Source organism: Amycolatopsis sp. NPDC004079, from assembly GCF_040610415.1.
Lineage (GTDB): Bacteria > Actinomycetota > Actinomycetes > Mycobacteriales > Pseudonocardiaceae > Amycolatopsis > Amycolatopsis halotolerans.
Genome location: NZ_JBEXMH010000058.1, coordinates 23354 through 50319 on the forward strand (window position 1 = coordinate 23354; position 26966 = coordinate 50319).

Below are 26966 nucleotides of genomic sequence, written 5' to 3' on the forward strand. Positions count from 1 at the left end.
CCTTTCCCCACAACGGAGTGGAGTCCATTATGGACAAAAAGCTGCTGCGCGTCGTCGGAGCCGGGCTGATCGGAACCACCATCGAGTGGTACGACTTCTTCCTCTACACCTCGGCCGCCGCGCTGGTCTTCAACAAGCTGTTCTTCCCGACCGCCGACCCGCTCACCGGCACCTTGCTGGCGTTGCTCACCTACGCGGTCGGGTTCCTCGCGCGGCCGGTCGGCGGGCTCGTGTTCGGGCACTTCGGCGACCGGATCGGACGCAAGAAACTGCTGGTCGTGAGCCTGCTGATGATGGGCGGCTCGACGTTCGCGATGGGTCTGCTGCCCACGTACAGCGCGGTCGGCGTGCTCGCGCCGGTGCTGCTGACGCTGCTGCGGCTGATCCAGGGCTTCGCCCTCGGCGGCGAGTGGGGCGGCGCGGTGCTGCTGGTTTCCGAACACGGCGACGATCGGCGACGCGGGTTCTGGGCGTCCTGGCCGCAGACTGGCGTTCCGGCGGGGAACCTGCTGGCCACCGCCGTGCTCACGATCCTGGCGTCGGCGCAGTCGGACGCGACTTTCCAAGCTTGGGGCTGGCGGGTTCCGTTCCTGCTGTCCGGCGTGCTGGTCGTGCTCGGCCTGTGGATCCGGCTGGCGGTTTCGGAATCGCCGGTGTTCATCGCGGCGAAGGCGGCCGCGGACGAGCGTGAACAGGCACCGATCGTCGATGTCTTCCGCGGGCATTTCCGTGCGCTGGCAGTGACGTTCGGCGCGCGTATCGCGGAAAACGTGTCGTACTACGTGATCACCGCGTTCATTCTCGTGTACGTGACCACCGGGCTCGGCCTGCCCAAGGCGACCGGCCTGACCGCGGTGCTCGTCGCGTCGGCAGTGCATTTCGTGACGATTCCCTTGTGGGGACTGCTGTCCGACAAGATCGGCCGGAAGCCGGTGTACCTGTTCGGCGTGATCGGGATGGCGGCCTGGTCGTTCGGCTTCTTCTGGCTGCTCGACCTGCGCACGACCTGGTCGGTGATCGGCGCGGCCGTGGTCGGGCTCGTCGTGCACGGTGCGATGTACGGGCCTCAGGCGGCGTTCTTCGCGGAACAATTCCCGACGCGGGTGCGCTACACCGGGCTTTCCGTCGGCGGTCAGCTGTCGTCCATCGCGGCCGGGGCGGTCGCGCCGTTGATCGCGGTGGCGCTGTTCGAGGCGTACCACTCCACGGTGCCGGTTTCGGTCTACGTGGTCGCGATGTGCGTGTTGTCGCTGGTCGCACTGCTCGCCGCCCGCGAGACGCGCGGCGCGTCGCTGCACGAGACGGCGGCCGAACGGCAGGCTTCAATGACAGCATGACGGGCGTGGACCCCACTGCCGAGGCGTATCGCCGGCTGCTCGAACTGCTCGCCGCCGGAGCGAGCAGCGAGCAGCTGGCGCACGTCGCTGCCCGGGGGTTGTCCGCGGAGCAGTCCGCCGCGATCGGTTCGGCGACCGAGCTGGCGTTGCGGATCCGCGAGACGCTCAGCGAGCACCGGCGGCGGGAAGCCGAGCTGACCGCGTTGTTCGACACCGCGAGCGACCTCGCCCGGCTGCGTGATCCGGACGCGGTGCTGCGGTCGATCGTCCGGCGTGCGCGGATGCTGTTGGGCGTCGACGTTTCGTACCTCAGCCTCAACGACGAAGCGAACGGCGAGACGTACATCCGCGTCACGGACGGGTCAGTTTCCGCACTGTTCCAACAGATTGTGCTGGGAATGGGCGAGGGCCTCGGCGGTCTCGTCGCACAGACCGCGCGTCCGTACGCGACCGCGGACTACTTCGAGGACGAGCGGTTCCGGCACACGAACCCGATCGACGCGGGCGTCCGCGAGGAGGGTTTGAAGGCGATCCTCGGTGTGCCGTTGGCGATCGGCGGGAAGGTGCTGGGCGTGCTGTACGCGTCCGACCGGTCGTCGCGGGCGTTCTCGACGGCGGAGGTCGCGCTGTTGTCGTCGTTGGCCGCGCACGCCGCGATCGCGTTGGACACCGCGCATTTGCTGGACGAAACGCGCTCGGCGGCCGCCGAGCTGAACGCGGCCAACGCGACGATGCGGCGGGCCGACGACGCGCACGACCGGTTGATGGACCTCGTGCTCGGCGGCGCGGATCTGCCCGCGGTGGCGGCGGAAGTGGCCGGAGTGTTGCGTGGCTCGATCGCCGTGCACGATGAGGAGGGCGGGCTGCTGGCCGGCACCTCGGTCGCTTTCGACGCTGCAGCGGTGGCTTCGTCGCACGCCAATGGTCGCGCGGTTTCTACAAAGGACTTCTGGGTGTGCGCCGTACGCGCGGGCCGGGAATTGCTCGGAAGTCTGACGCTTTCCGGACGACCTGAGCTAGCCGGAGACGACCGCCGACTCTTTGAACGCGCGGCTGTCGTTACGGCGTTGTTGTTGCTGCTACGTCGTTCCGTGGCGCAAGCTGAGGACCAGGTTCGCGGCGAGCTGCTGACCGACCTGCTCACCGCGCCAACTCGCAACCCAGGCTCTTTGGTGGCTCGCGCACGCCGGTTGGGCGTCGATTTGTCTTCGCCGCACACGGTTTTGGTTGCGCACGCTTCTGGCATTTCTCGCCGCGGGCTCGCTGCAGCCTGCGCTCGATACGGCGATTTGGTCGGTGTCCACGCGGAACAAGTCGTCGCGCTGGCGCCGGATCACCCTGCGGCAGCACGGATCGCGACTGAGCTGAAGTCTGTTGTGGACTGTCCGGTGACTGTCGGCGCGGCTGGTCCGGCAAGCGGGCCGGAAGCGTTGGCGCAGGCGTACGCTGAAGCTGTTCGATGCGTTAACACGCTGCTGGCTCTCGGCCGCGAAGGCGACGGCGCGGCGATGGCCGATCTCGGGTTCCTCGGCGTCCTGCTCGGCCGCCATTCCGATCTGTCCGGCTACGTCCGGGCGACACTCGGCCCGGTCCTCGACTACGACGCCCGCCGCGGCACCGACCTCGTCGGCACGCTGCGCGCGTACTACGCGGCAGGCGGGAATTTGGCGCGGGCAAAGGAAACCTTGCACGTCCACGTCAATACGGTCGCGCAGCGGATGGAACGCCTGGCCGCACTGCTGGGCGAGGACTGGCGCGAACCTGAGCGTTCGCTTGAGATCCAGCTAGCGTTGCGCGTGCATCAGCTCGGCGGTTGACGGACTCCGGCGAGGATGAGGTCGAGCATCCGGTCCAGTTGTTCCGGTCCGCCTGGCAGGGTCCGCATGCTGCACGCGCCGACCACGGTCACAACAACGTCCTGTGCACGAACATCCGCCCGAAGCGTCCCATCCTCAACGCCCGCGTCCATGATCAGCTGCACAGCCTCGGTCAACTCCGCGCGGACCTGCGTCATGTCGACAGTGCCCGCCTCGATGATCGCGCGCAGCGTGTCCGCCATGTCGTGCTTCGTGCTCGCGTACTCGGCGAAGCGGTCCATCCAGCGACGCAGTGCGCGAAGCGGCTTCTCGCTCTCAATCAGCTTCGGCGCACTCGCGACGACCTGCGCCAGCTCATCCCGGTACAGCGCCTCGACAAGCGCTTCACGGGTAGGGAAGTGGCGGTAGAGCGTGCCAATGCCGACACCCGCTTCGCGTGCGACGCGCTCCAGCGTCACGGGCTCATCGCCTTCACCGAACGCTTTGCGGGCAGCAGCCAGCAGGCGCAGACGGTTGCGTTCAGCGTCCGCGCGCGGTTTCTTCGGGCTCGACAAAGCGGAGGGTCCTCCGTTTCTGCTACCGTGGTGATACGGAGGCACCTCCGCATCAACTTCCACTATGCCACGGCAGGAGTCTTTCCCCATGACGGCAACCACCTCTCCAGGCGGCACCGCGAAGCTCGCCGGCCGCGAGGTCGCACGGATCGGCTACGGCGTGATGCAGCTCGGCCGCCCCGGAACCGACCGTGTTGACCAGGTAAAACTGCTTCGCGACGCGGCGAGCGCGGGCGTGAACCACCTGGACACCGCCCAGTTCTACAGCGACGGCCGCTGCAACGACCTGATCCGCGAAGCGTTCTCGCCCTATCCGGACGACCTCGTCGTGGTGACCAAGGTCGGTGCCGAAGAATCCCCGCAAGGGCTCCGGCTCGCGCAACAGCCGGAGCAGCTGCGGGCGCAGGTCGAGGCCAACCTGGCGTCGCTCGGCGTCGAACAGCTCGACGTGGTCAACCTGCGCCGAGCGGACGCCGGACCTGGCCTGATCGCGGAAGGCGACCAGCTCGTCGACATCGACGACCAGCTGGCCGAACTGATTTCCCTGCGCGACGCGGGAAAGATCGGCTCGCTCGGGCTCAGCAACGTGTCCGCGGACCAGCTCCGGCACGCGCTCGAAGTCGGGATCGGCTGCGTGCAGAACTCCTACAACGTGCTCGCCCGCGCCACCGAACCGGTGCTGGAACTGTGCCGGGAACACGGGATCGCCTGGGTGCCGTACTTCCCGCTGGGTTCCGCGTTCGAGCTGGGCCAGGACGTGACCGGAAACCCGGCCGTCACCGGGATCGCGGCCGAACTCGGCTGCACCCCGGCCCAGGTCGCGCTGGCCTGGCTGCTGCAGCGCTACGCGGGCACGTTGCTGATCGCGGGCACGGCGACTCCGGCGCATCTCGCCGAAAACCTCGCAGCCGGCCAGGTGCAGCTGCCCGCCGAAGCGGTAGCTGCCCTGGACCGGCTCGGCTGACCTCAGAAGTTCAGCGCCGCGATCCGCTCGGCGTCGGCGAGGATGTTGATCTCCGTGATCAACCCGTCGGCCACGGTGAACGACAGCACCGAAACCGGCTTCCCGTCGCGCAGGGCGACGATGCCGGGGCCGCCGTTGACGGTCGCGTACTGCGACACCAGACCGACCGGACGGAACTGCGACGCGCTGCCCGCGACTTCGGCCGCGCCGCGCACGACCTTCGAGCCGAGCCCGCCGGTGTCGACGCGCAGCAGGGCGTCCGGGTGCAGGAGCGCGACCAACCCTTCGAAGTTGCCGCCGCGAGCGGCCGTGAGCCAGGCGTCCGCGATCTTGCGCTGCTGGACGCGATCCGCCGGACCGGCTGGCGTCACGCCCTGCACGCGGCGGCGCGCCCGGCTCGCCAGCTGCCGTACCGCGGCGGTGTTCTTGTCGAGCATCGTGGCGATCTCGTCGAAGGGCACGGCGAACATGTCGTGCAGAACGAAGGCGAGCCGTTCCGCCGGGTCGAGCGCCTCCAGCACCACCAGCAGCGCGAGCCCCACCGAGTCCGCGAGGACCTCCTGCTCCGCCGGGTCGACGCCGTCCCCGGTCTCCACGACCGGGTCCGGCACCCGGATGTCCAGCGGGTCCTCGCGGCGGGTCGCGCGCGAGCGCAGCATGTTGAGGCACTGCCGCGACACGATCGTCGTCAGCCAGCTGCCGGTGTTGCGGATGTCCTCTCCGGACGCCCGCGTGACCCGCAGCCAGGTCTCCTGGATCGCGTCGTCCGCCTCGGCGAACGAACCGAGCATCCGGTACGCCACCGCCCGCAACCTGGGCCGATGCTCCTCGAACTGAGCCGCCCAGAAATTCTCGTCCTGTTTTTCGTCCCGCACTGTCACATCTTCTCCTCGGGCCGGGTCCTACCACCAAGACCCGCCGAACGCGGCGGACGTGACAGGAGGAGATCACCATGCAGGCTCGGATGACCCACCCGATCCAGGTGCAGCCGGACGCGATGAAGGCGCTGATGGCGCTCAGCAAGGCCACCAACGACAGCACCGTGCCCGCGACCACGCACCACCTGATCCACCTGCGGGTGAGCCAGATCAACGGCTGCAGCATGTGCGTCGACATGCACGCGCGGGAGATGAAGCAGGCAGGCGAGAAGGACGAGCGGATCTGGGGCGTCGGCGCGTGGCGCGAATCGACCTACTTCACCGACGCCGAGCGCGCCGCGCTGGACCTGGCCGAACACGTGACCCGGCTGGCCGACCGGACGGACCCGGTCCCGGACGAGGTCTGGGACGCCGCCGCGGACATCTACGACGAGAAAGAGCTTTCGTCGCTGCTGCTGTCCATCGCCGGGATCAACGTGTGGAACCGGCTCAACGCCGCGATCCGCCAGCCGGTGGGCTCGTTCTGAACCGCCCTGGGGGTGTTGCCGGGGCGGCGGCAAGGGGATCTGCCGCCGCTTCCGGCAGCTTCACACGCTCGCGGGCAGCTCGTCCCGGATCGCCGCGACGGCGGCTCGCGGATCGTCGGCCCAAAGGTCGAGCTGAGTGATTTCGACGGTCCCCTTGCGGCCGAGATCGACCAGCCGCGGTTCGCGCAGGACGACCGAGAGATTGGTCGACTGGCTGATTCCCACTGCCAGCACCCCTTCTTCGGGCACGCTGACGCCGCCCCTCGCCTTCAGCGACCGGCTCGCCTGCCGGACGGAATCGATGCTGGCCAACGGAATCCGGTGGTCGAAGAAGGACAGGTACCGCACTCGCAGCCCTTCCCGGCTGACGGAGTGCGGGTACTTGTAGAGGGTCGCGACGATCGCCAAGAACACGAGCGCGCCCAGGAATTCCAGCACCAGCAACGCGATCCGCACCGGCACGGACTTCACCACGACCTCGACCATGACGATGTCCACCGGGTTCACCGCCAGCATCACCCAGAACATCGGGCGGACAGTGCGGCTGTAGTGGATCGCGACGCCGCCGGACGGCACGTCGGTCTGGCGGCGGAGCGCGAGCGCCAACGCCCTCGCCAGTACCAGCACTTGTCTCTTCACGGTGCCCCCTGCGGTGTCAGTCGGCGGTTCCCAGCCGCGCGGCCCACTTCTCCTCTATTCTCCCGAATTTCCAGATCGCGAACGCGGCCGACCAGGTGACGATGAAGAGCCCGACGATCGCGAAGCCCACGTAGTCCAGGTCCACCGAGGCGATCGCGGCGAGCGGGCCGGACGTGATGCCGAGCTTCTCGGCGAGCAGCGTCACCAGTTCGATGGTCCCGATGCCGAGTGCGACCGCCACGGAAAGCGCGGTGACCGTGAGGTTGTAATAAATCTTTCGGATCGGCCGGGAAAACGCCCAGCCGTATGCGTAGTTCATGAGGACGCCGTCGGCGGCGTCGAACAGGCTCATCCCGGCCGCGAAAAGGATCGGCAGCACGAGAATCGCGTACCAGGGCAAGGCGAACGCGGCCGCGCCCGCGGCGAGGACCAGCAATCCGATTTCCGTCGCGGTGTCGAAACCGAGTCCGAAAAGGACTCCCACCGGGTAGATGTGCCACGGCTTCCGCACCGCTTTGGTGGCCCCGCGCAACAGCCGGTTCATCAGGCCGCGGTTGTCGAGATGGCGTTCCAGCTCGGCCTCGTCCAGTTCGCCGCGGCGCATCCGGGCGAACACCCGCGCGATCCCGACGAGCACGACCAGGTTCATGATCGCGATCAGGTACAGGAAGATCCCGGACACCGACGTGCCGATCAGACCGGTCGTCTCGTGCAGCGCGGAACCGCCGTCCTCCAGCTGCCCGGCGATCGCGCGGACGCCCATGGACAGCAGCAGGCACAGCGCGAAGACGATCGTCGAATGCCCGAGGGAGAACCAGAACCCGACCGACAGCGGACGCTGCCCGTCGGACATCAGCTTGCGCGTGGTGTTGTCGATGGCGGCGATGTGGTCGGCGTCGAACGCGTGCCGCATGCCTAGCGTGAACGCGGTGACGCCGAGGCCGATGCCGAACGTGCCGCCCGCGCCGAGCGCGTAGTGCCGCGGCGCGACGACCAGCACCAGCAAACCCCAGCCGACGAGGTTGAGCAGCAGGATCACGGCCGCCATGCCGCCGATCGACCATCGGTCGCCGCGAGTGAGCCGCTGCGTCATCGCCGTCCTCTCGCTGGCCGGAAAGCCGTGAAGGGCTCCTTGCGGGAATTAGATTCCCTCAAGGAGCCCTTCACGGACAATCAGGTAAAACTCAGCCGGCGCGCAGGTGCAGCTGGTCGAGCGCCTTGCGCACGTGCCCGCCTGCCGCGGTCAGCGCCTCGGCGGAATGGGCGACGTCGCTGCCGGACAGCAGGTGGACGAGCGCCACCTTGAGGTCGCCGTTGGCTTCGGTGAGCGCGTCCGAGCAGTCGGCCATCGTCATGCCGGTGGCTTCCTGCAGGATCCGGATGTTGCGGCCGCGCAGCTTCGCGTTCGTCGCGCGCATGCTCACCATCAGGTTCGAGTACGTCTTGCCCAGCTTGATCATCGTCGCGCTGGAGAACGCGGTGAGGATCAGCTTCTGCGCGGTGCCCGCCTTCATCCGGGTCGAGCCCGCGATGGCCTCGGGACCGGTGGCGACGGCGATCAGCACGTCCACGCCCGCCGGTTGCGCGGCGCGCGGGTTGGCCGAGACGAGCCCGGTGCGCGCGCCGATCCGGCTGGCCTCGGCGAGCGCGCCGAGCACGTACGGCGTGCGCCCGGAGGCGGCGAGACCGAGCACGAAGTCGCCCGGCTGTACTGAGCGGGCGATTTCCGCCGCGCCGGCGTCCGCGTCGTCCTCGGCGTTCTCGACGGCCTGCCGCAGCGCCTTCTCACCGCCCGCGTGGTGGGCGACGAACAAGTCGCCGGGCACGTTGAACGTCGGCACCAGTTCCGCCGCGTCCAGCGTCGCCAGGCGGCCCGAGGTGCCCGCGCCGACGTAATGCACGCGCCCCCCGCCGCGCAGCGCCTCGACGGCGTAGTCGACCGCACGGGCCAGCTGCGGCAGCACCGCGGCCACCGCGTCCGGCACCCGGCGGTCCTCGGCGTTGATCGCGCCGAGGATCCCCATGGTGGACATCAGATCGATGTCCACCGTGCGCGGGTTTCGTTGTTCGGTGGGCGAATCGACGTGCACCGTCTGGCAGGGGACGGACATCAGATCCTCGCTTCTTGGTTCATTTGCCGGTTTCCCGCGGACGACGACGACCGTCGGGTCTGACCCCGAGCCGGTGCGAGCCGACCGCGTCCCTCGTGGCGTCCAACGCGCTGACCGACGCCTCCATGTGGCGCTGTGCGACGCCGATGAAGAGGCAGTCGATCACGGTCAGCTGGGCGATCCGGCTCGCGGTGGCCCCGGACCGGAAGGTGGTTTCACGGGCCGCCGTGGTGAGCACGTGGTCGGCGACCTCGGTGATCGGCGAGCGCGGGAAGTTCGTGACCGCGACGGTCACCGCGCCGTGCTCGCGCGCGACCCGCAGCGCCTCGACGGTGTCCGTGGTCGCGCCGGTGTGCGAGACGCCGATCGCGACGTCGCCCGGCTTCAGCACGGCGGCCGAGGTCAGCATGATGTGCGTGTCCGACCAGGAGAAGCTCACACGGCCGATCCGGTGCAGCTTCTGCTGCAGGTCAGCGGCGACGAAAGCGCTTGCGCCCACGCCGTACACGTCGACCCGGCCAGCTTCGGCGACGAGGTCGATCACGCTCTGCAGCGAGGCGACGTCGAGCTGGTCGGCGGTCTCTTCGACAGCGCGCGCGTCGGCGAAGCTCACCTTGCCGATGACGGACGCCAGATCGTCGCCAGGGCCGATCTCGCCGCCGAGGTTGCGCGACGTGCGCGCCTCGGTGCGGGCGGTGTCCGCGGCCAGCGCGATGCGCAGCTGCGGGTAGCCACCGACGCCGACGGCCTTGCAGAAGCGCGTAACGGTGGTCTCGGAGGTGTTCGCGGCCAGCGCGACCTCGGTGATGCTGCGGCGCGCGACAGCGGCCGGGTCTTCCAGGACAACCTTCGCGACGCGCTGCTCGGCGCGGGCGAGTCCGGGCAGCAGAGAGCGGATGCGAACCAACGGGCTCGCATCCGCGTCGCGCACCGCGGTCTGACCTGCGAAGTGCTCAGAGGGTGCGCTGCTGACTACGGAATCGGTATCATCCGCCGTCGGAAAGTTACTAACCGTTGGCATTTGCGACAAGGCTACCCACATCCTTCGGCAGAACCACAACCCGTCCGTGTCTGCGGACTTCGGTTTGCGATTAATCGTTGTCAAGAAAGTCGCCAACCGAGTCCACGGCGTTAACGACCTCAAGCTAACGACTTGGCAACTAAGTGTGTCTAGCGAAGGAGTCTTGTTCCACTGAGTGGGGACACGAAGGTGGCAATGTGCGGCGGGGTGCCTACCGAGCGCTCAATTTCCATCCCGAAGAGGCCAGCTCCGAGGGGTTTCGCTCACCATCGAGAACGACCTGGCCGCGTTGGGTGACTTTCACACTATCGAGGGAAACTCCTCGTCCCGTGTAATTCGGATCGGTGCTGTAACGCCACCGGAGCGAGGTGGCGGCGTTCGCGGGCACCTCCGCGGACACCCGCCACCAGGAGCGGTGCCCGTGTCCGCCGAGCGCGGTGGTCTCGTCTTCGGGTGCACCCGGGCCACAGGCCCGCAACGGAACAGGTTGCCAATTAACCCCGTCGGTGCTCGATTCGAGCTGTAACGGGTCGCTCGGGCCCTCTGTGTCGACGAAAGCGGCGAAGGACACGCGCAGTGGCGCACCCGCTGGAAGCGGTTGTGTGCTGAGCGTAGCGACGCCGTTGTTTCCCAAGCTCGCGTACCAAGCGTCGGGGCCTTCGACCGGCCGTACGGCCATCGCCTTGGCGAGCGAGGTCGCCCAGACCTGGCGGGCGGTATTGATGGAACCCCAGGTGCGCGTGGGGTGCACGCGGTTGGTGAGAAGCAACGCGAACGACCGCGATTCCGGGTCGATGACCAGCGTGGTGCCGGTGAAGCCGGTGTGGCCCGCGCTGATCGGCGACGCCAGCGCGCCCATGTACCAAGGCTGGTCCAGCTCGAAGCCGAGCCCGTGCTCATCGCCGGGGAAGCGCTGGTTGTAGTTCGTGATCATCTTCGTGACGGTGTCCGGCCGAAGGATTCGGTGCCCGCGGTAGCTGCCGCCGTTGAGGATGGTCTGGGAGAGCACGGCCATGTCGCTCGCCGTGGAGAACACGCCGGCGTGTCCGGCGACGCCGCCGAGCGACCAGGCGTTCTCGTCGTGCACCTGTCCGCGCACGAGCCCGCGCGGCGGGGTCGTTTCGTACTCGGTCGCGGCGACCCGGTTCAGCTTCGACGCGGGCGGGTTGTAGCCGGTGTCGACCATGCCGAGCGGCGCGGTGATCCGGTCGTGCACGACCTGGTCCAGCGGCTTGCCGGACAGCTTCTCGATCAGGAAGCCGAGGGTCAGCATGTTGAGGTCGGAGTACAGGTAGGTGCTGCCCGGCGCGTTCTTGAGCGGGCTGTCGAGCACCGCCTTGCGCCGCGACGGGATGTCCGGATAGCCGGCCCAGAGCGAGGGCGACGGGTCGGCGTCGAAGCCGGAGGTGTGCGTGAGCAGCTGCAGCACGGTGACGTCCTGCTTGCCGTTGACGCCGAACTCCGGCAGATAACGCACGACCGGCGCGTTGACGTCGAGCTTGCGCTGCTCGGTCAGCTGCAGCGCGGCGATCGAGGTGAACAGCTTCGAGATCGACGCCATGTCGAAAATGGTGTCGTTGCGCATCGGAACCTGCTGCTCCGGCGGCAGTTCGGTGCCCTTGGCGTCGGCGTACCGGAGCGCGCCGCCGACGGCGTAGCGGTCCACGACCACGCCGTCGTGCGCGAGCAGGCCGACCGCGCCGGAGAAGTGCGGATGCCCGCTGGCGTCCGGCTGCGTCCAGCTCTTCAGGAACTGCTCGGCGTCGCGGATCGGCTGCGGGTCGAGGTTGACCTCGCCCGGACTGCCGTCGCGCAGCTTCGTGCTCGCCGGGGCGAACCCGTGCTGCGGCCGGTCGAAGCGCCCGGCGAAGCCGCCGTGTCGGTTGTCGATCGTCGCTGCTCCCGCGGTCGTCGTGGCCGCGACCAGTACGGCCAACGTCGCGACGAGCACTTTCCTAGCACGCATGGCCGCTCTCCTCAGCGATAGATCAGGTGGGGGCGGCGTCTGCGGGCGAAGTCGGCGAGTTCGGCGCGCCACGCGCCGGTGATCTCGTCGACCCCGGCGCCGGCGTCGACCATGGTGCGCAGCCGCGCGGATCCGGACAGCTTGTCGATCATGTGGTCCGGCCGCCAGCCGAATTTGTCGGGCGCGACGCGCTTGGCGGTCACGAACATCGAGACGGTGGTGCTGATCGCGTCGAAGGCCCGCGGATCGGTGACGGTGACCTGTACGCCGCCGCAAGGCTGGTTCACGAACTTGCCGAAGGTGGGTACGAAGTAGATCTCGCGGAACGCTGCGCCCGGCAGGCGGAGCTTCTCGAGTTCCTCGCGCCAATGCCAGTCGAGGCCAGGTGCGCCGATGATTTCGAACGGCCTTGTCGTACCGCGTCCTTCGGAAAACACGGTGCCCTCGAACATGCCTGTGCCCGGGTACACGAGTGCTGTGTCGGGCGTCGGCATGTTCGGGCTTGGCATGATCCAACGGAGACCGCTGTCGGCGAAGAAGGTGTCGCGTCGCCAGCCGCGTACCTGGACGACTTCGAGCTTCGCCAGCTTCACGCCTTCGCCAGGCAGGAACTCGGCGGCGAAGAACCTCGCCAGTTCTCCAACCGTCATGCCGTGTTGCTGCGCGATCGGCTTCAGCCCGACGCCGGACGAGAACTTCGGGTCGAGGACTGGGCCGGACAGTCGTCCGCCGATGGGGTTTGGCCGGTCTAGGACTACGAAGGCCGCGTTGACCTTCGCCGCGGCGACCATCGCCGTGTACAGCGACCAGATGTAGGTGTAGAAGCGCGCGCCGACGTCAGCGATGTCGAAGACGACAGTGTCGAGTCCGGCCTTCTGGAACAGCGAAGCGAGCTTCGTCGCGTCAGCGCCGTACGCGTCGTACACGGGGATGCCGGTGCGCGGATCGGTGTAGTCGCCTTCGGAGCCACCGGCTTGCGCGCTGCCGCGAAAGCCGTGTTCTGGCCCGAAGGCCGCGACGGGACGTACGCCCGCCGCGACCATCGAGTCGACAATGTGGTCCCCGCTGGCGAGCACGCCCGTCGGGTTGGACAGCACGCCGAGCTTGCGTCCGGCGAGCGGACGCCAGCCCTGCGCGGCGAGCTGTTCGGCACCGGTGAGGACCCGGTGTTCCAGTTCGGTTTGCGCTGCTTCGGGTGTTGCTTGTGCCGCCGCGGAGCCGCTCGCCAGTACTGGGACGGCGAGCGCCGGAACGGCCAGGAAATTCCTGCGGTTGAGAGTCACCAGGTCAGTCCGTGTCCGAAGGGGTACTTGACGGTGTGCACGTCCGCCCCGGCCGGGACGTCGACCGGCAGCTTCCCACTGGGCTTCGTCTCGCCGAGTACAACCTTCGCCAGCGCTTCGAGCGACGGCGTGATGTAGCCGTAGGTGGCGAGCCAGGTCGGCACCGGGTTCGCGTACCCGGCGTCGTACGGGATCTGCGCGGCGACCGCGACCACCGGCTTGCCGGTGTCCATCAACGCCTGGAGAAGCTTGCCCTGCAAGGGGAATCCGCCGAGGTTGTTGGTCAGCACCACGACGACGTCGTTCTGCTTCGCGGCCGCGGCGGCCTCGGCGATCTGCGCGTCGGTCGGCGTCTGCCCGGTGGCCAGCGTGGTCGCCTTCGTGCCGTGCGCGGTGAAGCGGGCGGCAAGCGTTTGCGTCGTGGTCGCGCCCCAACCGGTGACCAGTGCGGTCGACGGCTTCTGCTTGAGCGGCAGCACTCCGGCGTCGTTGGCGATCGCGGTGACCGACCGGTCGGCGATGCCCTGCGCGGTGGCCAGGTGCTCCGGCGTGCCGACCTTCTTCATGACCTGCGAAGGGTTGTTGAACGGCGCGTACAGGATTCCGCGCTTCAGCTTGAGCTTCAGCACCCGCAGCACGCTCTGGTCGATCCGCTGCATCGGCAGGTCGCCGGACTTCACCGCGGCGAGCACGGCGTTGATCGCGACATCCAGGTGCACCGGCATGAGCAGTTGGTCCACGCCCGCTTTCAGGGCGAGGACGGGGATTTCGGCGTCGCTGTGCATCTCCCGCACGCCCTGCATCTCGAGCGAGTCGGTGATCACGACGCCGTTGTAGCCGAGTTCGCCGCGCAGCTTGCCGGTGATGATCGGCTTCGACAGCGTCGCCGGCTCGCCGGACGGGTCGAGGCTCGGGAACTGGATGTGCGCGCTCATGATCGAGTCGATGCCCGCGGCGATCGCGGCCTTGAACGGCGGCACGTCGATCGCCCGCCATTCCGCCTCGGTGCGAGTGATCTTCGGCAACCCGGTGTGACTGTCGGTCGCCGCGTCGCCGTGGCCGGGGAAGTGCTTCGCGGTGGACGAGACGGTCTGGCTCGCCGGTCCGGATTCCTGGTAGCCCTTGACCTCTGCGGTCACGAAACTGCTGGCCAGGTCCGGTCGTCCGGAGAACGACCGGACGCCGATCACCGGGTTGGCCGGGTTGGAGTTGACGTCCGCGTCCGGCGCGTAGTCCTGGTTGATGCCGACCGCGCGCAGCTCGTGGCCGAGGATCGTGGCGGCCTTGGTCGCGGCACCGGTGTCGCGTCCGGCGGCGATGGCCATCGAGTTGGGGAACTCGGTGGCCGGCGCGCCCATCCGCGTGACCGTGCCGCCCTCCTGGTCGGTGCCGATCTGCAGCGGGATATGCGCGCCGCTGGAGATCGCGGCGCGCTGCAGGCCGTTGGACAGCTTCGCGACCTGCGTGGGGCTCTCGAAGTTGTCGCGGCTGGTGTTGTGGAAGTAGATGACGCCGCCGAGGTGGTACTTCTGCACGGCCTGCGCGGCGGTGTCGACGCCGAAGTCGCTCTGGTTCTTGGGGTTGACCTCGTCCGCTGACTTGCCGTTCACCCACGTGACGAACAGCTGCCCCACTTTTTCTTCCAGGCTCATGCCGCGCAGCGCCTGTGCCGCGGCGGCGTCGAGCTGCGCCGCCTGCTGCTGGGGTGTCTGCTGCTGCTGTTTCGGCGCCGCGAACGCCGAGGAACTCAACCCCCCGACGGCGAGCACCCCCGCAAGGGGAACGGCGAACACCTGCATCCTCCGCGTGCGCGCGAGTCGGTTCGTCACGAATTGCCTCCCAGTGTCGCGTGCCGCCGCGGGTGCGGACGCGAGTCGTGAAGCGTCCACCGGGCAGCACCGGTATCGGGAAGCTACTCACCGCGATACGGGGTTGTCCATCGGCCGAGCGCAGGAACGGCAGGGTTCACCTGGGAGGACGGCACCTGGTGCGGGCATGGCCGCGCGCGGATTTCTTCGAGCCTGGCTCGGTCCGCTGCGCTCGCTCCGGACATCACTGCGCCTGCCTGGACATAAACACTGGCGGCGCCCGTCAGCCGAGGCCAACGGGCGCCGCCAGTCAGCGCGAACATCTCGGGCGACCAAGCGTGCAACTCTGGTCGTACCTTCATGGACTCGGCGTCCGGCGTCCCGGTACGCAGTCCCTAGACGACGAGCCTCCCGCGGCGTGCTGCGCGTGGGTACCCGGAGTCCGCGCACGGAGGTTAACCGGGGTGACCGAGGCTTCTCTTCTACCTCTGTCCTGGCCGAATCAACGTCCGCACCTACTTTCTACGCCGTGAGCGCGGTCACTTCAAGTGCGCGTACGGGTGCACCGGTACAGAGGCTCGATCCGGTGACAGCACCACCCTCAGCAACGGACCTAGCTGCGGAAACCGGAGTTTTGGTACCGCCACGCGGGTACTCAGCCGTCCGCGCCGCGAGACCGGCGGCGACGGCTCAGGCTGTACCAGGTCGCGCCCGCCGCGACCGCGCCCACGCCGAGCGCGACCATCCCCGCGGACTTGGCCGGGATGCGCGTGCGCAGCGACATCGGCCGCTCGAACGCGAGGACCGGCCACTCGTGCTCGTCCGCGGTGCGGCGCAGCAGCTTGTCCGGGTTCACCGCGTGCGGGTGGCCCACCACCTCCAGCAGGGGGATGTCGGTGCTGGAATCGGTGTAGGCGAAGCAGTCGGCGAGGTCGTAGCCGTAGGTGGCGGCTTGCTGCTTCGCGGCGACGGCTTTGTTCTCGCCGTAGCAATAGAAATCGACCTCGCCGGAGTAGCGGCCGCCGACGATCTCCATGCGGGTGGCGACGCATCGGGTCGCGCCGAGCATCTCCGCGACGGGGGCGGCGACCTCCTCGCCGGTCGCGGAAAGCACGATCACGTCGTGCCCGTCGGCGAGGTGCCGCGCGATGAGGTCGGTCGCCTCTACGTAGACGAGCGGATCGACTACGTCGTGCAATGTTTCGCGCACGATGGCGGAAACCTGCGCGACATCCCAGCCCGCGCACAGCGCGGAAACCTCGGCGCGCATCCGCTCGGTCTTGTCCGCGTCCGCGCCGGCGAGCGAGAAAACCAGTTGCGCGTAAGCACTTCGCAGCGCTGCGCGACGGTTGATCAGTCCTTCGCGCAGCAACGGCTTGCTGAACGCGAGCGCGCTGGACGACGCGATGATCGTCTTGTCGAGATCGAAGAAGGCGGCTACGCGCCGGGGTGCTTCTTCGCTGCGGGGTTCGGCCACGTGATCAGGATAGGCGTACCGCGCCGCGTTGTTGGCAGCACACCGGTCGTGGCGGCGGCCGGAAAATCGATGACATCGGCTCGCTTGCGGCCTCGGGTGCCGTTATCGAATCGTATGTGTCACTCACACAGCCAACTCATAGCTAACGGAGTTACAGTGAACGGACCCGGTCGTGAACCGGGCTGGTTCAGTCCGACCCCCCGGGGCTGAACCCCTGGCGGCCCTCGTCCCTCCCCCCTGGCGAGGGCCGCCTTCTATTATCCCCGTTTTCGCATCGGCGAACAATTTTCAGGTCTGCCCCGAAATTGTTGCGCGGACTGTGTTTCCGGCCCTGACCTGGGCTGTCACGGTGGTTCACCGCGCACCTTGCGAGCAAGATCAATTAACCGCGCGCTTACCTTTTCTGCGTTTCCTCCTGCTGTCGTGTCTGTTACTCGTCTCAGTACGGCAAATTTCTTCTTTTCACTTGATTTTCCGGAGGTTCTCCGCAGCAATCGTTTTCTCGTCCGAATGTGCGGGCTCGCGCATTGTCCAGAGCGGACGGACACCCCGGCGGTTCTGGATCGATTTCGCCCCTCCGGTTGTCCACAACCCCCCGGTTATCCACAGGACGGAAAAACAGGCATTGCCGCCCGCTCCGGCGACGAGCGACGGTGGAGGTCCGGCCCGCGAAACCCAGGGGAGGGGCACATGGCCACCGCACAACCGCTCGTCGTCTCCGGCGAGGGAACCGTCTTCGAAGAGATCCGCCGCGTCGCCGCCGTAGTCGGCTGCGAGTTCGACCACGCACCAGACCTGGCCACCGCACGCGGACGATGGGCGCGCGCCCCGCTCGTAGTGCTGGACGAGGACATCGCCGCTGACAGCTCGCCAATGCCACCGCGCGACAGCGTCGTCCTCGTCTGCAAAGGCACGCCCGGATTGGAAACCTGGCGCCGCGCGGCCGCGCTCGGTGCCCGCCGAGTCTTCAGCCTGCCCGACGACGAAGCGGGCTTGACGGGCGCGTTCGCAGATGTCACCGACGCCCCAGCCGAATCCCCCGGCCCAGTAGTAGCTTTCGTAGGCGGCCGAGGCGGTTCCGGCACCTCCGTACTGGCCGCCGCAGTCGCCGTCGAAGCCGCCCGCACCGGCCCCGCGCTACTAGTCGACTGCGATCCACTAGGCGGCGGATTGGACCTCCCGCTAGGCCTAGAACACACGAAAGGCCTGCGATGGCCGGAAGTTCGCTTGTCCGGCCGCGTCTCCGTCCCGTCCCTGATCGCTTCACTCCCCAGCCGCGGCAAGCTCCCCGTCCTGTCCTGTGGCCGCTCCGGCGATGGCCCGACCCCAAGAGCCCTGTCGGCAGTGGTCACCGCGGGAAGCCGCGCCGGCCGCACCGTCGTCTGCGATCTACCCCGCCATTTCGACGACGGCACAGTCGCTGTCGCTTCCGTCGCCGACCTGATCGTGCTGGTCGTCCCCGTCGAATTCCGCGCCTGCATGGCAGCGAAACAGGTCCTGAACCACCTCCGCCCGCACACCGAACGTTTCGCGATAGTCGCAAGTGGACACCCCATCGACGGTGTCTCGGCCGCGCAAACCGCAGGCATGCTAGGACCGCCCGTGCTTGCCTCCGTGCCCCCAGAACGCCGCGTAGCCACCACCTTGGAATCCGGCGAATTCGACCTGCCTCCCAAAGGCGCACTGGCCACCGCCGCCCGCGCGGTACTGGCCGACCTGCGTCCCCTTCCTCTCGCGCAGGCCGCATAAATGACGACCGACCTAGTAGAACGCGTCCGCCACCGCCTGGCAGGCGAAAGCCGAGGCACCGACCCCATCGCCCTAGCTGAAGCCGTCCGCGCGGAAGCCGGCGGCGCCCTCAGCCACGACGCCGTACTGGCCGCCGTCCGCCAAGCCCGCGACGAGTTCGTAGGCGCAGGCCCGCTGGCCCCTTTGTTGGAAGACGACACCATCACCGACGTCCTAGTGACCGCCCCCGACGAGGTATGGACCGACGGCCCCCTTGGCCTCTCCCAAACGACAATCCGCTTCCCTGACGAAGACGCCGTCCGCCGCCTGGCACAACGCCTAGCCCTAGCCGCAGGCCGCCGCCTAGACGACGCCCAGCCCTACGTAGACGGCTGGCTTCCCGCCCGCCAAGGCCGAATCCGCGTCCACGCCGTACTGCCGCCCATCGCCGCCAACGGCACCTGCCTGTCGCTGCGCGTCCTACGCCCGGTGACTCACGATCTCGCCGCACTCCAAGCACACGGCTGCATCGACGCAACCGCCCTGAGCATCCTCCAAGCAATCCTGAAGCACCGCCTAGCCTTCCTCATCACCGGTGGCACCGGTGCCGGAAAAACGACCCTCCTGAGCGCCCTGCTGGGCGCGGTAGCCCCGACCGAACGCATCGTCTGCGTGGAAGACGCCGGCGAACTACGCCCGACCCATCCCCAGTTCGTCAGCCTCGTCGCCCGTCCCGCCAACGTAGAAGGCGCAGGCGCGGTGGAACTCCCAGAGCTGGTCCGCCAGGCCCTGCGAATGCGCCCAGACCGCCTGATCGTCGGAGAAGTCCGAGGCGCAGAAGTGTGCTCCCTACTGAACGCCATGAACACTGGCCACGACGGCGGCGCCTGCACCCTGCACGCGAACTCCCCCGCAGAAGCCCCCGCCCGCCTGGAAGCGCTGGCCGCCCTAGGCGGTCTCCCGCGCGACGCCCTGCACAGCCAACTAGCCGCAGCAGTCCGAGTAATCCTCCACATGCGCCGAACACCCGCGGGTCGTCGCCTGACGGAAGTCGCAGTACTCCAGCGCTACCACGGAGAAGTAAAAACCCACGCCGTCTGGCGCGACGGCCACTGGACGAGCCGCCGCTCCCTCTTCACCGCCCTGACGACCCCGGAGCCAACTCGTGACTAACTTCCCGCGCGCCCGCCCGCCGCCTACGCGTCTGCGCTCAGTTCTGTGCCTGCCCCGGCACGAACTTCCGCAATTCCTCGGCCGGGCGCGGGCGTTGCTCCGGCGAGATTTCGACTTCGCCTACCTCGCCGGGCCACTCGCCAGTCGGCCTTTGCCGCCCAACTGACTTCGCGCCAGCCCAGGAACATGCGCACCTTCCGTCCCGTCCAACTTTGTCGCGTGGCGAAGCCTCCTGCAGTAGCCGCGTCCCACTCGCCACCGCCCAGCATCGAGGTGCCCCGTTGATCTCCGCATGGCCGTTCCTCTGCGCAGGCACCGGAATCCTGTGCTGGCCAACCACCCCCAGCCGCCTCCTCCCGGCACCCCGCATGCCCCTTCGCCTCCCCATCCCGCCCCGCCAGTCCCTCTGGCTGGCCCCAGCCGCCATCGCCCTGCCGCTGGTCGGAATCGGCGCCGCGATAGCCACCGCCCTGCTCACCCTCGCAGTCCGCCAGGAATGGCGCAGCAGAAAGGAAACCGCAGAAACCCTGACCCGCGCCGAACGCACCTCAACCGTCCTCCGCACGATGGTCTCGGAACTCCGCGCAGGTGCCCACCCAGTAACCGCCGCCGAAGCAGCCGCCGACGCCGTCCCCGAACTAGCCGCAGAACTGCACAACCTCTCCACCGCCGCCCGCCTGGACGGAACCCTCGACTCGCCCGCGCTCCCCGCGCTCGCCCAATCCTGGAACCTCGCCCGCCGCCACGGCCTGCCCATCGCCGACGCTCTAGACGCCACCCGCCGAGACGTCGACGCCGAAGTCGCCTTCGCCCGTCGCCTCCACGCAAGAATGGCCGGACCGCGGATGAGTGCGATAGTCCTGACCGTGTTGCCTGTCGGCTGCCTTGCCATGGGCCAGCTAATCGGCGCCAACCCGCTAGCCGTCCTCACCGAAACCCTTATCGGACAAGCATTCCTGGTCACTGGAGCAGCACTGCTATGGGCAGGCACCGCCTGGTCCAGAGCCCTGACCAACCGCAAGGCGACCCCATGACCGCCCTGCCCCTCGCCCTAGTCGCCGCCGCGCTACTGCTCTGGCCAAACACCGCCCCGCCCCGACACCTGGCTAACCGCGACCGCCCCCACCGCACCCCACGACCAGAGCTCTGGCACCCCGTCGCCGCAATCGTCATCGGCCTGTCCACAACCGTCGTCACCGGAATCCCAGTAGGACTAGCCGCCGGAGCAGGCACCTGGTGGCTCCTACGCCGATCCCGCCACCCCAAGAAACCAGACGACACCTCGGAACGACTCCGCTCAGCATCCGTCCTAGACATGCTCGCCGCCTGCCTGCGCGCCGGAATGCCAGTCCCCACCGCCCTGGAAGCCGTAGCACCCGGCGCACCGCCGGACACCGAAAACGCCCTGCACGCAACAGCAAACCTGCTAGCCCTGGGCGCGGACCCAATCCCCTCGTGGGCACCGACCCGAGCCAGACCAGACTTCGCCGAACTGGCTGTCGCAGCCACCCGTACCGCGCGGTCCGGGGCAGCACTCGCCTCGACCGCGGCCGACCTGGCCCACCGCATCCGCGACGGACTGGGCGTCGAAGCCGAAGAACGCGCCGAACGAGCCGGAGTCGCCCTGGCCCTGCCAGTCGGTTTGTGCTTCCTGCCAGCGTTCTTCGCCCTCGGCGTGCTGCCGGTCGTACTCGGCCTCGCCGGACGAATCGGCGGCCTGCTGTGAACCCATCCACGACAGAAAGGAAATCCGACCATGTGGTTCCTGCCCGGAGACGAGGGCACCACCACCGCCGAATACGCCATCGGCACGGTAGCCGCGGCAGCGTTCGCCGTGGCGCTCTACGTGCTCCTCAGCGGAGACTCGGTCTCCGCGGCGTTGGCCGGACTGGTGCAAAAAGCTCTGACGGTGGCCACCTGATGGCCAGCCGTCGCCGGGACGGCGGATTCGTCACGGTAGAAGCCGCTCTGTCCTTGGGCGCGCTGACCGCCGTGCTGGCGCTGCTCCTCGCAGGCACCAGCGCGATCGCCGGGCACCTCCGATGCCTGGACGCCGCCCGCGAAGCCGCCCGCCTCACCGCGTCCGGACAACCAGGAGCCGCCGACGCAGTGGTCCAAACCATTGCCCCGCACGGCGCACACCTCACCATCCACCGCACCGGCGACGGCCTCACCGCCGAAGTAACCACTGACGCATTGGCGGCCCTCCACCTGAGCGCAACCGCCTACGCCATCGTCGAACCAGGCCAAACCCCATGACCCAAGAACAACCACCCGACGCCGGTGTCGCCACAATCTGGACCGCCCTAGCCGCAGCCACCCTGATCACCCTGACAGTCCTGGTGTGGTGGCTAGCCGCGGCTATCACCGCCCGCCACCGCACCGAAGCCGCCGCCGACCTAGGCGCGCTGGCCGCAGCCGCCCACGCCGCAGCCGGACCAACCACCGCCTGTGCCCGAGCCCAGGAAGTCGCCGACCACGAACGCGCCGTGATGACAAGCTGCCGCTGGCACAACCGCGACGCTTACATCGAAGTCCGCGCCGCCGCCCCGATCCCCGGCCTGCCTGCCCCAACCGCAAAAGCCCGCGCTGGCCCAGCAGGCGAACCTCCCTGACCGAGCGACCGCTCTAGGCCCGCCTGACAAGGCACCCGCTGGCCTAGCGGACCTGCTTGCGTAACCGCGGGCAAACGCTCGGGCAGGCCTCTGCTGGTCCGGCGGGCCTGCCTCTTTGACGGGGCAACCGTCTCGAGTCCGCACAGCTGGACATCCGCTGGTCCGGCGGACCTGCCTCCGTTGACGGGGCAACCGTCTCGAGTCCGCACGGCTGGACACCTGCTGGTCCGGCAGGCCTGCCTCCGTAGCCAAGCAAGCTCTTCGGGCCTGCTCGGAGTAGCCGGTGGTCGCTTGGCCTAGGTGGGTCGCCGTCCTCGGCTGGCTGCCCCGAGGTGCTCGGTGGCGGGTCGGCAGGCTCACGCGAGCGCGCCGGATTGGCGGCGGAATACGCGGCCAATCCGGCACCTGGCCTGCTAATGCCGTGGCTGGCCGCACCGCGGACCTTGAACCCAGCCTCGTGCTCAGCTGGGCAGCGATTCCAACCCGAGCTCGCCCGATTTGCCGACACCATCCCGGTACGCGGCTTGCCGCAGCGACCAACCACCAGCCCGCCAACCAGCCGCGCGAACCACCCCCCGCACCGGCCTCGCCCACCCCAACCGAAAGGAGTTGCAACCTGCCACCCGCCCCCGCGCACTCCTCCCAATCCGCCGCGGCTCACCGCCCCCAGCGGTGTTCCGGTCACCCGCCGGAACCGCTCATCGGCGGCGCGTCCGGACTGGTGACCAGTCCTCGGATCACCCCGTCCGTCCGGACTTTTCCGGCACTGGCGACGAGTGGCGAACGCCACGAGCAGCGGTCGCTGGCGGACGCCGAACGGTTAAATTCCCAGGTCAGCGTACTGCTCGACCCGATGCGTCAGCACGTGTGCGGAAAGGCGAGAAAGTGTCGAATCCCGTGGTGGGCCCGTTCTCGCGGGACCGGCGGCGGGGTCAGCGGCCGGTGATCGGCGCGTTGTTATCGGCCGGACAGTGGGCTACTGGGCGTTCATCGCTCGGTAACGGCCGGTTGTCGCGTGGAGTCTTCCCCGCAATGTGCAACTTGCCGTTTAGTGAGACATGCGCCACCACGGCCCCGACCCGGACGGCGCGAAAACCGGACCTCGAAGGCAGGAAAGCAATGTTGGACGCGAATTGGCCGGACAGCTGGCGGAACGCCTTCCGCATCGAACTGCGTGCGGAGGCGATCGGCCTCGCCTGGCGCGGCTGGCCGGTGCTTCCGGGGGCGACCCCGGAAGAGATCACCGCGGAGGGGGACGACCTGACCTGGCGCCGGCCGGTGCCGGTGCGCGACGAGTGGCGTGAGCTGGTCGGCTCGCACGCCCACGAGGTCGCCAGCTGGTTCAGCGACCGCACGCACAGCCTGCTCGTGGCGACCGGCACCGTGCTCGACGCGGTCGAGGTCGACCAGGAACTGGGCAAGCGCGCCGCGCGGCTGCTGCGGTCGATCGGGCACCCGGCCCCGATCGTCGCGATGCCGAACGGCCGGTGGCTGTTCCTCACCTCGCCCGCCGAGCACCTGCCGACCGAACTCGCCGACGAGATTTCCGTGCAGTGGCACGGCAAGGACAGCTACATCCCGCTGCCGCCGTCGCCGTTCCAGCACGGTGTCGTGCACTGGCGCGTGAAGCCGGAGGTGTGCGGCTGGCAGCTGCCGCCCGCCGCCGAGGTGCAGGACGTGCTGGTCCGCGCCCTCGCCGACGAGCACGCCCCGATGCTGGTCGAGAGCACCGCCGCCTGATCCGGTTCCACCCCGGCAGGCAGCACGCGACAACCGAAGACAGTCTTCACGTTCCACCGTGGCCGCACTGTTCCCCGTGCTGACGCAACGCCCCGAGCACGGCTCCCAGTACGGCCACCGCCCCCGCCTTGTCCAGCGGATCGTTGCCGTTCCCGCACTTCGGCGACTGGACGCAGGACGGGCAGCCCGTCGGGCACTCGCAGGAGACGATCGCCTCCCGCGTAGCGGCCAGCCACGGGACAATCGCGGCATAACCGCGGTCGGCAAACCCCGCACCCCCGGGATGCCCATCGTGCACGAACACCGTCGCCTCCCCGGTGTCCTCGTGCCACGCGGTAGACACCCCGCCGATGTCCCAGCGGTCGCACGTAGCGAACAGCGGTAGCAGGCCGATCGCCGCGTGCTCGGCGGCATGCAGGGCACCGGGGACGCGCGCCGGAAGCAAACCGGCGCCCCCCGGTGCTCTGCCAGCACCCCCGGTCCCCACCGGTCCCACCGCAACACCGATCTCGACCCCGGCGCCGGGCCCCCGCCCAGCCGCCGGATCGCCCGAAACTTCGCCGGTTACCCCGACAACCGACGAGGCGCTCCCGGTCCCCGCCGGTTCTCCAGCCGCCCGGCTGGCCGCTGCCCCCGCAGCGGGCTCGCCGAATTCCGCGGTGGTTGGCTCCGCGCTTCCGGTCCCCACTGGTTTGCCAACCGCACTGCTGATCGGTGACGCTGCGGCGGTCCCGTCGATTCCTGCGGTGGTTGGCTCCGCGCTTCCGGTCCCCACTGGTTCGCCAACCGCACCGCTGATCGATGCTGCTGCGGCGGTCCCGTCGATTCCTGCGGTGGTTGGCTCCACGCTCTCGGTCCCCACCGGTGCGCCAACCGCACGGCTGGCCGCCGACGCCCCAGTGGTCCCGATGATCTCCGCGGCGGTTGGCGAGTTGCTTCCGGTCCCCACCGGCTCATCAGTCGCCCGACTGGCCGCTGCCCCCGCAGCGGCCCCGGCGATTCCCGCGGTGGTCGGCGACACGCGTCCGGTTGGTTCGCCAACCGCACCGCTGGTCGCTGCCCCCGCAACGGTCCCGCCGGTTTTCGCGGAGTCAGGCGAACTCCCGGTCCCCGCTGGCTCTCCCGCTCCCTCGCCGCTCGTTGGCCCCGCGCCGATTCGGCCGGGATTCCCGGTGGCCGGTGACGTGTACTCGGTTCCCGCCGACTCGCCGCCCACCCCATCGGTCGCCGACCCGGCAGCGACTCCGCCGAGATCCCCAGCGGTCCGCGAGCCCGCCACCGAACCCCGGCCAACCCCAGCCGGAGACTCCAGCAGTTCACCCGAAACCGTGTACCAAACGGCCCTCGTATGGAGGCTCTGTTCCGGCAGGTCGAGCGGCGTATGGTCCAGCACCTCACCCGACGGCCGCCTCCGCAGATACCCCACCACCTGCGACGTCACCGCTACCTCGCCAAGGCACACCGTCACCCCGCCGTGGCGGCATTGTTCTTCCGTCGACAGCACCGAAATGTCCACGATCTCGCGCGGCGAAGTCGTCCAGTCCGGATCCTCCGCGTGCACGAGCGCGAGGCCCGTCTCCAAATCCAGCTCATCGACGACATACGACGAACCCTGATGCAAATACACCGCGCCGGGGTGCACCGAGTAACAGGCCGAGCCGGGGTCGACGGTGCCCAGCATTCGGCCCGAGTCCGCTTCCACTACCGCGATCTGGTCGCCGCCTGAGCCGCGGATGCCGACGTCCGCGTGCGGGCGGTCGCGTGAAGTCCAGTACCAACCGCTGGAACGACGGCGCAGCAGCTTCTCCGCCGCCAGATCCGCCAGCACCGCCCGGGCCGCGTCGCCGCCGAAGGTTTCCAGTTCTGGTTCGGTGAGCGGCAGTTCCGCGACGGCGCACGCGAGCTGCGGGCCCAGCACGTAAGGATTCGTCGGGTCCAGCACCGCCGTTTCCACTGGGCGTTCCAGCAACGCGGCCGGATGGTGCACGAGGTAGGTGTCGAGCGGATCGTCTCGCGCGACGAACACCACCAGCGCCTCATCGCCCGAACGGCCAGCGCGGCCGGATTGCTGCCAGAAAGACGCGAGGGTGCCGGGATAGCCTGCCAAAACCACGGCGTCCAGGCCCGCGATGTCGACGCCCAGCTCCAGAGCATTCGTGGTCGCGACACCTAGCAGGCGGCCCGAGAGCAGGGCTTGCTCCAGGGCCCGACGCTCTTCAGGGAGATAGCCGGATCGATAAGCGGCAACGGTATCCGCCAGCCGAGGGTCCACTTCGGACAGAAGGCGGCGGGCGCCGAGCGCGGTCAGTTCGGCACCGCGGCGGGAGCGGACGAAGGCCAGCGATCGCGCGCCTTCGACGACCAGTTCGGTGAGAATCCGTGCGGTCTCGACCCCGGCCGGACGCCGGACGGGCGCGCCGTTCTCGCCGGTCAGCTCGTCGAGCAGCGGCGGCTCCCACAGCGCGACCGTGCGTGCCCCGCGCGGAGACGCGTCGTCGGTAACCGCAGAGCACTCCACCCCGGTGAGGCGTGTGGCGAAGGAGGCAGGCGAGGCGGTGGTCGCCGAAGCCAGCACGAACACCGGTGAAGCGCCGTAGTGCTCCGCCACCCGGCGCAGGCGGCGCAGCAGCAGCGCGACGTGCGAGCCGAAGACGCCGCGATAGCTGTGGCATTCGTCGACCACGACGTACCGCAACCGGCGGAAGAACTGCGTCCATCGGGAGTGCGCCGAGAGGATGCCTCGGTGCAGCATGTCGGGGTTGCTGAAGACCCAGTTCGCGTGCGCGCGGACCCAGTCGCGCTCTGTCATCGGGGTGTCGCCGTCGTACGCCGCCGCGCGCACTCCGCGGACGTCCAAAGAGGACACCGCACGCAGCTGATCAGCGCCGAGCGCCTTCGTCGGCGAGAGGTACAGCGCGGTCGCCCGCGGGTCCGCGGTCAGCGCGCTGAGCACCGGCAGCTGATACGCCAGCGACTTCCCGGACGCGGTGCCGGTGGACACCACGACGTGCGCACCCGAATGCGCCAGCGAAGCCGCCTCTGCCTGGTGCCGCCACGGTTTTTCGACTCCGGCCGCGCCGAACGCGGCCACCACCGACGGCTCCGCCCACTCCGGCCACGGCTCGTGCCGGGCCGCGCGTTCCGGCAGCCGGGACACGTGCGTCACCGGATTCTCGTGCGCCGGGATCCCCGCTGTGACCCGGTCCAGCAGCCTCCGTCCTCGCTCTCCCACCACGTGCCGAAGCTTCGCACAGGGCACCGACAAAACCTGGCCGAGATCGATCCAGTGACCAATCACACAAGGTTACCGAACGTGCTGTCGCCGGGA

23 protein-coding genes are annotated in these 26966 nt (G+C 68.8%); 12 read left to right on the forward strand and 11 right to left on the reverse strand.

From position 1 onward, the window contains the following. Positions 1-29: 29 nt before the first annotated feature. Positions 30-1337, forward strand: coding sequence for an MFS transporter (locus tag ABZX37_RS38745; RefSeq protein WP_354748259.1), 1308 nt, complete (start codon positions 30-32; stop codon positions 1335-1337). Continuing rightward, the gene (locus tag ABZX37_RS38750) at positions 1334-3154 is read left to right on the forward strand and encodes a GAF domain-containing protein (RefSeq protein ID WP_354748261.1); all 1821 of its coding nucleotides are present in this window, start codon (positions 1334-1336) and stop codon (positions 3152-3154) included. Before ABZX37_RS38745 ends, ABZX37_RS38750 begins: the two co-directional genes overlap by 4 nt. Here ABZX37_RS38750 and ABZX37_RS38755 read toward each other — a convergent pair. Next, the gene (locus tag ABZX37_RS38755; RefSeq protein ID WP_354748263.1) at positions 3139-3708 is read right to left on the reverse strand and encodes a helix-turn-helix domain-containing protein; all 570 of its coding nucleotides are present in this window, start codon (positions 3706-3708) and stop codon (positions 3139-3141) included. The two genes, ABZX37_RS38750 and ABZX37_RS38755, sit on opposite strands and share 16 nt — an antisense overlap. A gap of 88 nt (positions 3709-3796) precedes the next feature. Between ABZX37_RS38755 and ABZX37_RS38760 the strand changes: the two genes are divergently transcribed. Further along, positions 3797-4672: an aldo/keto reductase gene (locus ABZX37_RS38760; RefSeq protein WP_354748265.1), complete on the forward strand. Its 876-nt coding sequence runs from the start codon at positions 3797-3799 to the stop codon at positions 4670-4672. 2 nt (positions 4673-4674) lie between these two features. Here ABZX37_RS38760 and ABZX37_RS38765 read toward each other — a convergent pair whose 3' ends face one another. Continuing rightward, entirely contained in the window at positions 4675-5553 is an 879-nt protein-coding gene (locus ABZX37_RS38765) for a sigma-70 family RNA polymerase sigma factor (protein WP_354748267.1), read from the reverse strand. A 71-nt stretch (positions 5554-5624) separates the two neighbouring features. Here ABZX37_RS38765 and ABZX37_RS38770 point away from each other — a divergent pair, with 71 nt between their 5' ends. Then, complete coding sequence (locus ABZX37_RS38770) at positions 5625-6077, forward strand: carboxymuconolactone decarboxylase family protein (RefSeq protein ID WP_344265677.1); 453 nt, start codon at positions 5625-5627, stop codon at positions 6075-6077. Positions 6078-6137: 60 nt separating this feature from the next. On the opposite strand, the gene ABZX37_RS38775 is transcribed toward ABZX37_RS38770, so the two are convergent. From ABZX37_RS38775 to ABZX37_RS38810, 8 genes are all read right to left on the reverse strand, one after another. After that, on the reverse strand, positions 6138-6716 hold the full coding sequence (locus ABZX37_RS38775) for a hypothetical protein (RefSeq protein ID WP_354748269.1): 579 nt from the start codon (positions 6714-6716) through the stop codon (positions 6138-6140). A gap of 16 nt (positions 6717-6732) precedes the next feature. After that, complete coding sequence (locus ABZX37_RS38780) at positions 6733-7809, reverse strand: HoxN/HupN/NixA family nickel/cobalt transporter (RefSeq protein ID WP_354748271.1); 1077 nt, start codon at positions 7807-7809, stop codon at positions 6733-6735. Between the two features lie 91 nt (positions 7810-7900). After that, entirely contained in the window at positions 7901-8830 is a 930-nt protein-coding gene (locus ABZX37_RS38785) for an N-acetylmuramic acid 6-phosphate etherase (RefSeq protein ID WP_354748314.1), read from the reverse strand. A 16-nt stretch (positions 8831-8846) separates the two neighbouring features. Further along, the gene (locus ABZX37_RS38790) at positions 8847-9848 is read right to left on the reverse strand and encodes a MurR/RpiR family transcriptional regulator (protein WP_354748273.1); all 1002 of its coding nucleotides are present in this window, start codon (positions 9846-9848) and stop codon (positions 8847-8849) included. A gap of 211 nt (positions 9849-10059) precedes the next feature. Next, complete coding sequence (locus ABZX37_RS38795) at positions 10060-11814, reverse strand: serine hydrolase (RefSeq protein ID WP_354748275.1); 1755 nt, start codon at positions 11812-11814, stop codon at positions 10060-10062. Positions 11815-11825: 11 nt separating this feature from the next. After that, on the reverse strand, positions 11826-13097 hold the full coding sequence (locus tag ABZX37_RS38800; protein ID WP_354748277.1) for a DUF1343 domain-containing protein: 1272 nt from the start codon (positions 13095-13097) through the stop codon (positions 11826-11828). Beyond that, positions 13094-14896, reverse strand: a complete 1803-nt coding sequence (locus ABZX37_RS38805) for a glycoside hydrolase family 3 N-terminal domain-containing protein (RefSeq protein ID WP_354748316.1) — start codon at positions 14894-14896, stop codon at positions 13094-13096. Before ABZX37_RS38805 ends, ABZX37_RS38800 begins: the two co-directional genes overlap by 4 nt. A 664-nt stretch (positions 14897-15560) precedes the next feature. Beyond that, positions 15561-16382 carry an HAD-IB family hydrolase gene (locus ABZX37_RS38810; RefSeq protein WP_354748279.1) on the reverse strand — a complete coding sequence of 274 codons (822 nt, stop codon included), beginning with the start codon at positions 16380-16382 and terminating at the stop codon, positions 15561-15563. Between the two features lie 690 nt (positions 16383-17072). On the opposite strand from ABZX37_RS38810, the gene ssd reads away from it, so the two are divergent. From ssd to ABZX37_RS38850, 8 genes are all read left to right on the forward strand, one after another. Beyond that, positions 17073-18131 carry a septum site-determining protein Ssd gene (gene ssd / locus ABZX37_RS38815; RefSeq protein WP_354748281.1) on the forward strand — a complete coding sequence of 353 codons (1059 nt, stop codon included), beginning with the start codon at positions 17073-17075 and terminating at the stop codon, positions 18129-18131. Then, positions 18132-19283, forward strand: coding sequence for a TadA family conjugal transfer-associated ATPase (locus ABZX37_RS38820; RefSeq protein WP_354748283.1), 1152 nt, complete (start codon positions 18132-18134; stop codon positions 19281-19283). It abuts the gene before it with no gap. A gap of 368 nt (positions 19284-19651) precedes the next feature. Then, on the forward strand, positions 19652-20317 hold the full coding sequence (locus tag ABZX37_RS38825) for a type II secretion system F family protein (RefSeq protein WP_354748285.1): 666 nt from the start codon (positions 19652-19654) through the stop codon (positions 20315-20317). Positions 20318-20598: 281 nt separating this feature from the next. Then, on the forward strand, positions 20599-21009 hold the full coding sequence (locus ABZX37_RS38830) for a type II secretion system F family protein (RefSeq protein WP_354748287.1): 411 nt from the start codon (positions 20599-20601) through the stop codon (positions 21007-21009). Between the two features lie 30 nt (positions 21010-21039). Further along, positions 21040-21204 carry a DUF4244 domain-containing protein gene (locus tag ABZX37_RS38835; RefSeq protein WP_344265646.1) on the forward strand — a complete coding sequence of 55 codons (165 nt, stop codon included), beginning with the start codon at positions 21040-21042 and terminating at the stop codon, positions 21202-21204. Next, positions 21204-21542 (forward strand): TadE family type IV pilus minor pilin, encoded by a 339-nt coding sequence (locus ABZX37_RS38840; protein WP_354748289.1) that lies wholly within the window; start codon positions 21204-21206, stop codon positions 21540-21542. Before ABZX37_RS38835 ends, ABZX37_RS38840 begins: the two co-directional genes overlap by 1 nt. Further along, positions 21539-21898, forward strand: coding sequence for an Rv3654c family TadE-like protein (locus ABZX37_RS38845; RefSeq protein ID WP_354748291.1), 360 nt, complete (start codon positions 21539-21541; stop codon positions 21896-21898). Before ABZX37_RS38840 ends, ABZX37_RS38845 begins: the two co-directional genes overlap by 4 nt. 1119 nt (positions 21899-23017) lie before the next feature. Then, positions 23018-23638 carry a bifunctional DNA primase/polymerase gene (locus ABZX37_RS38850; RefSeq protein WP_354748293.1) on the forward strand — a complete coding sequence of 207 codons (621 nt, stop codon included), beginning with the start codon at positions 23018-23020 and terminating at the stop codon, positions 23636-23638. 46 nt (positions 23639-23684) lie between these two features. Here the strand turns inward: ABZX37_RS38850 and ABZX37_RS38855 are convergent, their stop codons facing one another. Beyond that, positions 23685-26873: a DEAD/DEAH box helicase gene (locus ABZX37_RS38855; RefSeq protein WP_354748295.1), complete on the reverse strand. Its 3189-nt coding sequence runs from the start codon at positions 26871-26873 to the stop codon at positions 23685-23687. Between the last annotated feature and the right edge of the window lie 93 nt (positions 26874-26966).